At 41.3% G+C, this 7021-nt stretch carries 8 protein-coding genes; all 8 read left to right on the plus strand.

Going from position 1 to position 7021, the window contains the following annotated elements:
* Positions 1–203: 203 nt before the first annotated feature.
* The 8 genes from IPO83_03310 to IPO83_03345 all read left to right on the plus strand — a co-directional run bounded on the left by IPO83_03310 (position 204) and on the right by IPO83_03345 (position 6876).
* The gene (locus IPO83_03310; protein MBK9730310.1) at positions 204–389 is read left to right on the plus strand and encodes a hypothetical protein; all 186 of its coding nucleotides are present in this window, start codon (positions 204–206) and stop codon (positions 387–389) included.
* Between the two features lie 982 nt (positions 390–1371).
* Complete coding sequence (locus tag IPO83_03315; protein ID MBK9730311.1) at positions 1372–1557, plus strand: hypothetical protein; 186 nt, start codon at positions 1372–1374, stop codon at positions 1555–1557.
* Between the two features lie 1352 nt (positions 1558–2909).
* Positions 2910–3512, plus strand: coding sequence for a hypothetical protein (locus tag IPO83_03320; GenBank protein ID MBK9730312.1), 603 nt, complete (start codon positions 2910–2912; stop codon positions 3510–3512).
* On the plus strand, positions 3467–4060 hold the full coding sequence (locus tag IPO83_03325) for a hypothetical protein (protein ID MBK9730313.1): 594 nt from the start codon (positions 3467–3469) through the stop codon (positions 4058–4060). The genes IPO83_03320 and IPO83_03325 overlap by 46 nt, the downstream gene beginning before the upstream one ends.
* A 222-nt stretch (positions 4061–4282) precedes the next feature.
* A complete protein-coding gene (locus IPO83_03330) occupies positions 4283–4780 on the plus strand; it encodes a hypothetical protein (GenBank protein ID MBK9730314.1) in 498 nt (165 codons plus the stop codon).
* 76 nt (positions 4781–4856) lie between these two features.
* Entirely contained in the window at positions 4857–5663 is an 807-nt protein-coding gene (locus IPO83_03335; protein MBK9730315.1) for a hypothetical protein, read from the plus strand.
* Between the two features lie 348 nt (positions 5664–6011).
* Complete coding sequence (locus IPO83_03340) at positions 6012–6152, plus strand: hypothetical protein (GenBank protein ID MBK9730316.1); 141 nt, start codon at positions 6012–6014, stop codon at positions 6150–6152.
* A 577-nt stretch (positions 6153–6729) separates the two neighbouring features.
* Entirely contained in the window at positions 6730–6876 is a 147-nt protein-coding gene (locus IPO83_03345; protein ID MBK9730317.1) for a hypothetical protein, read from the plus strand.
* Positions 6877–7021 lie beyond the last annotated feature (145 nt).

The raw sequence follows: 7021 nt of genomic DNA on the forward strand, positions 1-7021 counted from the left end.
TAAATAAAGTTTTCTCTCGTCGTTTGCATTGCAAAGTAAAGCCGATCCATTCCAGGCCGTCATTCAGGAGGAACCTCCTTCAAAATGATTGCATAGGTTATTCAAAAGCAATGAGTAGTCTGCATTTTATACGAATGAAAAAGGGCATTGCATAAATCCCATCGCGCAGCAGAGGAGTTTCCTCCTGAATGACTCCATGAGAAATGGCGCGCCTAACAAAGAATCCATCGTATAGCACTCCGCACAAATGCCCGGCAAGCTATCCGATGGATGCTTCCTTCCATTCCAGGCCGTCATTCAGGAGGAACCTCCTTCAAAATGATTGCATAGGTTATTCAAAAGCAATGAGTAGTCTGCATTTTATAAGAATGAAAAATGGCATTGCATAAATCCCATCGTGCAGCAGAGGAGTTTCCTCCTGAATGACTTCATGAAAAATGGCGCGCCTAACAAAGAACGCAAAGGAGACAACCGCCGCCCGTCGGGGGGAAAAAAGAAGGGCAAAGACGTTTGTTGCAAAGTATAGCCGATCCACCGGATAGCACTCCACACAAATACCCGGCAAGCTACCCGATGGATGCTTCCTTTCCATTTCAGGCCGTCATTCAGGAGGAACCTCCTTCAAAATGATTGCATAGGTTATTCAAAGCAATGAGTAGTATGTATTTTATAAGAATGAAAAATAGCATTGCATAAATCCCATCGCGCAGCAGAGGAGTTTCCTCCTGAATGACTTCATGAGAAATGGCGCGCCTAACAAAGAATCCACCGGATAGCACTCCGCACAAATGCCCGGCAAGCTATCCGATGGATGCTTCCTTTCCATTCCAGGCCGTCATTCAGGAGGAACCTCCTTCAAAATGATTGCATAGGTTATTCAAAAGCAATGAGTAGTCTGCATTTTATAAGAATGAAAAAGGGCATTGCATAAATACAATCGGGCAGGAGAGGAGTTTCCTCCTGAATGACTCCATGAAAAATTGCGCGCCTAAACAAAGAACATGCAGGCAAAAGCGATCAAAAACATTAAACAGGTATCCAATTGCACCCGATTTCAATTGGGTGAAAAATAAATGAGTAGGATCAATTCGCCGTTGAATAAATTCAACGGCAATAGATAACGAACACACTACTAATTTTCATTGTGACTGATTTCAATACCTTATAAATAAAGTTTTCACTCGTCGTTTGTTGCAAAGTAAAGCCGATTCTTTCCATTCCAGGCCGTCATTCAGGAGGAACCTCCTTCAAAATGATTGCATAGGTTATTCAAAAGCAATGAGTAGTCTGCATTTTATAAGAATGAAAAATGGCATTGCATAAATACAATCGCGCAGCAGAGGAGTTTCCTCCTGAATGACTTCATGAGAAATGGCGCGCCTAACAAAGAATCCATCGGATAGCACTCCGCACAAATGCCCGGCAAGCTATCCGATGGATGCTCCTTTCCATTCCATGCCGTCATTCAGGAGGAACCTCCTTCAAAATGATTGCATAGGTTATTCAAAAGCAATGAGTAGTCTGCATTTTATAAGAATGAAAAATGGCAATGAATAAATCCCATCGCGCAGGAGAGGAGTTTCCTCCTGAATGACTTCATGAGAAATGGCGCGCCTAACAAAGAATCCACCGGATAGCACTCCGCACAAATGCCCGGCAAGCTATCCGATGGATGCTTCCTTTCCATTCCAGGCAGCCATTCAGGAGGAACCTCCTTCAAAATGATTGCATAGGTTATTCAAAAGCAATGAGTAGTCTGCATTTTATACGAATGAAAAAGGGCATTGCATAAATCCCATCGCGCAGCAGAGGAGTTTCCTCCTGAATGACTCCATGAAAAATGGCGCGCCTAAACAAGGAACATACATGGCAATGGCGATCAAAAACATTAACAGGTATCTATTGCACCCGATTTTAATCGGGTGAAAAATAAATGAGTAGGATCAATTCGCCGTTGAATAAATTCAACGGCAATAGATAACGAACACACTACTAATTTTCATTGTGACTGATTTCAATACCGTATAAATAAAGTTTTCTCTCGTCGTTTGTTGCAAAGTAAAGCCGATTCTTTCCATTCCATGCCGTCATTCAGGAGGAACCTCCTTCAAAATGATTGCATAGGTTATTCAAAAGCAATGAGTAGTTTGCATTTTATAAGAATGAAAAATGGCATTGCATAAATCCCATCGCACAGCAGAGGAGTTTCCTCCTGAATGACTTCATGAAAAATGGCACGCCTAAACAAAGAAAATGCAAGCAAAGGCGATCAAAAACATTACACAGGTATCCAATTGCACCCGATTTTAATCGGGTGAAAAATAAATGAGTAGGATCAATTCGCCGTTGAATAAATTCATCGGCAATAGTCATTGCGACCGTTTTCAAGGAATAAAAAAAAGCTTTCTGCATCTTGCAAATGACAACCACCACCGCAAACTATTGTTTCTCAGACCAACATTTACACAACCTTTTTTACCTTCTCCGGAAATCAAAACAAATGCGGTTATTTGAAATCTTTAATTTATAGAAAGGGTTAGTATAAAAAATATTTAATACTTATTAAAGTATATGCGATGTGTGCGTTTGGGCATTTTGAAATAGGTCGCGGCAAATAAATATGTTCATAACTTTTTCTGTTTTCTCATAGATAAATTGCAGAACCGTGACATTGTAATCAACGCCTGTTTAGTCAAAAGGTAAGAAACTGTCCTAAATTGTAATTTTCTTTAAATAAAAGATACTTACGTTTGAATGCTTTAAGAAACACCAACGACCCCTGAAAGGCCGTACTTCTCATAGCAAACCCAACCATACAACCATAGCTCATGAAGGAAACTTTTACTCCCCTCCATTCATCATCTGTTTGCAATTCCACAACCTCCCAGACCAATAAAACCCTCCTGATTATGATAAAAAATTACTCGCTGCGCGCGGCATGCTTTAGCTTGCTGTTGGTGTTGTTTTCAGCCGTTTCATTTGCTCAGACCAATGGCATTTTCGAAAGTTATGCGATACTGAGTCTTAACGGTGGAGCCAATGCATTCTATGATATGAATGCAACGACAGGCAACCCTGATTTCCAGGGTGCGTCCCTTGGTAGTTATACTACCGCGCAATCAATCGTGGTAAAAGGCGGGCAAAACAAGACCTTTAAATGCGACGGCGGTGACATCACCAATGGTCATCTCAAGTGGAGAGTGTGGCTTACAAGCTCCGGAGCAGGTGGTTCATTTAATACCGAGAATATGTCGTTTGTATCAAATGATGCCGGTGGTTGTGGTGGCAATCAAACATGGGAAGGTACAGGTGGTACGACAAATATCATCAGCAGTTTAACTGTAGCGGGTAATTACACATTGGAAGTTTTTTCTGATGCAGATGGTATTCCGGGTACTACTTTTCTAATAATGGCGGAGCGAATTATAAAGCGACTTTTAATTTCTGTGGATCATTATCAGGTGCATTGCCTGTTGGTAATTATGCTATTCCCGGATGTTTTGCTACCATAGCTTCAGCAGTAAGTTATATCAATACAAATGGAGTTTCAGGAACAGGTACAGTTCAGTTTGATGTTGCAGCAGGTTATACAGAAACCGCACCTCCCGCAGGTTATAATATAAATGCAACTGGCACATCTACACTTGCAATCAAGTTTGTAAAAGCTGCAGGTGCTGCTTCAATCATTACTGCCGGATTACAAGTTGCTTCTGGAACTGCTACTGCATCATTTGATGCAATTTTCAAAATCGTTGGCGGCGACTACATTACAATTGATGGATTTACAATGCAGGAAAATGCAAGCAATACTGTATTGACTGTTGGTGGAACAAATACAATGACAGAATTTGGTGTTTTGTTGGTTCATGGATCTGCAACTGACGGAGCTCAGAACAATACCATTCAGAATTGTATCATTTCCTTAAATGCCAGTTATACAAATAGTGTAGGGATATTTTCAACATCATCATCTTCTTCTGCAAATGTAGCTTTAGATGCTACATCAACTGCGGTACAAACTCAAACAATAAAATTTATGGAAATACTATTTCAAATGTAGCTTATGGTATTTATTTCATTTGCCCGCCTATTACAGCCACTATTTTTGAAACAGCAAATGATATCGGTGGAACTGCAATTGGAACCGCTAACACAATAACTTACGGAAATGCCACGGCATCATCTGGTCCTTGGAATCGTTCCACTTCTACCAATCAAGCGGGTATTGTTTTCAGAAATGGAGCAGGTAATTCGATCAGGTTCAATACGGTAACCTCTAACAGTGCTGCATACGTTGGTTCTAGGTCTTAATGGAATTCAAATAAGCAGTGGTTCTTCGCCAACAGGTGTAACTTATACTTCAACGATCAGTGACAATACTGTAAATATTACAAGCACAGGCATTGCATTAATGACCGGTATTGATTTCGGTCATGGTATCAGTACAGGAACAATTGTAGGAAGCAACAATAGTGTTACAGTTAATCAAACAGCTTCTGCTTCAGTTTCTGCTGCAATAATAGGTATTAAGGCAAATTATAGCGCTGCATCAAATACAGCAAATGCAAATGCGGTCATTATAAATCAAAGTAATTCAGCAGGGGCAACTACAAGTGCCGTTACAGGTATAATTGCTCTGGCACTTGTACAAATATCAATGTTACAAATAGCCCAAATATTACAATTAAGCAATCCATCTCTGGTGGCGGTTCTTTTGGTTCAGGTGCAATTACCTTTATGTAACCGGAACCACTTCTGGTATATCCACTGCAACAGGTAATACGATAAACACAACCTCCAGCGCTATTTTAAGTACTGGAACTCTGATCAGGATTAGGCAGGAAGCCACAATCGGTTTGTTTAATTTACCGTCCAATATTTGCAATATCAACAGAACAGCTGCCTCAAGGGCCGCATCATTCACTACTACAAGTGGTACCCCTTCCGAAGTTGCAGATACTGTTTCCGCCAATACCATAACTTTTACAGGATTATCAGGTACTTCGTCAATTGCAACGATCGCATCAGGCGGAGGTTCATCAAGTACTAAGAGCATTTGTAACAATACGATAAGTGTAACAGGGACTCATAGCGGTACCTCTATAGGTATTACTTCAAGTTTTACTAACCTTGGCAACTTTAAGAATAATTCAATTACGATAAGCTGTGCATCTCCAACTGTTACCGGATTTACTTCCAGCGCAACAGTAGCTACAGTTAGTGGCAACACTTTCTCACTTTCCAGTTCAACAGTTTCACCAACTGCCATGCAGGGTATAACCCTTTCTGGAAGCGGAGCGCACTCAGTTACTAACAATTCGTTCTCTGCCATGAATTTTACGGGCATTGTAACAAGTTCACCAATGATAAGCGGAATTGCTCTTTCCGCTGGTACGCTTGCCAATATCTTTAATAATACCATTACAAATATTTCCATTGGTGCGGCCACTAGTTCTGCCAGCCCTGTTATTGACGGAATTCTGATTTCAGGAGGTAGCGGTATTAATGTGTTCAAAAATAGGATTCATGGTTTGTCCACACTGCTACCGGTACAACTACGATTTATCAGTGGAATCCGTATTTCAGGCGGTGGGGCAACCAATGCCAATAATATATATAATAATTTGATCGGCAATTTAACAGCAGGCGGCAGCTTCTACTGATGCCATCAGAGGTATAAATACTTCTACGACGACTTCAACTACTCATAATGTATATTATAATACAATTAACCTGAATGCTTCTTCCACAGGCGCTAACTTTGGTACGACAGGAATTTTTGCAGCAGTCAGTACCACCTCCTCAACTTCAACCTTAATTTAAGAAATAATATTGTTGTTAATACCTCAACTCCGGCAGGAACAGGATTAACAGTTGCTTACCGCCGGAGCGGTGGTGCTGCAAACAATCTTGCCAACTATGCCGGTACTTCAAATAATAATGATTTTTACGCAGGTACTCCTTCAGCAACCAATCTTATTTATTCGGATGGAACTTCCACCGCACAAACTATGGCAGCTTATAAGAGCGGTGTTTTCACAGCAGGTACTATAGCTCCCAGGGATGCAGCTTCCTTTTCTGAGAATCCTGAATTTCAAAGCACAACCGGTTCAAGTGCCGATTTCCTGAAATACAAAGTTTCCATCTGCTAAGCAAGTGGAAAGTGGTGCAATAAATCTTACAACCTTGACGGATGACTATTCAGGCACGATCCGTTTTCGGTAATCGAGCTATGTTGCATGTGTTCCGGCTAGCAGTGCTCCTGATGTTGGAGCATGGGAATTATGTGGAATAGGTTTGGATCTTGTTGCACCTGCGATTTCGTACACTACTTTGGGTAACACTTCCTGCGAAATGACCGAACACTTAGTTCGACAATAACCGATGCCAGCACTGTTAAAATTGCTGCCGGCAGCAAGCCAAGGTTGTATTTTAAAAATCAGGTGATGCAAATGCTTTTGTAGAAACACTTCGTCCGATAACGGTTGGAAGTTTGTAGAAGCAACCAATTCTACATCCCCATTTAGTTTCACCACTAACTATGCATTGCTTCAGACTGCAGTAGTTGCTGCTGATGTGATTCAATACTTTGTTGTAGCCTCAGATAGCGCCACAACACCTAACGTTGGTATTAATGCCGGATCTTTTGTTGGAGCAACACCTGCCACTGTTGATTTATAAGCGCAGGGCGTTACTTCCATTGGAGGTACACCCAGCAGTTATACGATTGTGGCGGCAGGATTGAGTGGAACCGTAACCATTGGCGCAGCCGGAACTTATACCAGTTTATCGGGTGCGGCCAGTAGTCTGTTTTTAGCAATTAATACCAGTGGCATGTCAGGGAATGTAACGCCAATATTATTGATGCAAGCGTAACGGAAACAAATGCTGTTGTACTTAACGCCATCAATTATAATGGTTGCTCTGCAGGTCCATACACCTTAACCATTAAACAGGTCCACTACACTTACCGGCAAGCAGTGGGAGCCATCACGTTACATTAAATGGTGCAGATAATGTT

Source organism: Chitinophagaceae bacterium (genome assembly GCA_016717285.1).
Taxonomy (GTDB): Bacteria; Bacteroidota; Bacteroidia; order Chitinophagales; family UBA10324; genus JACCZZ01.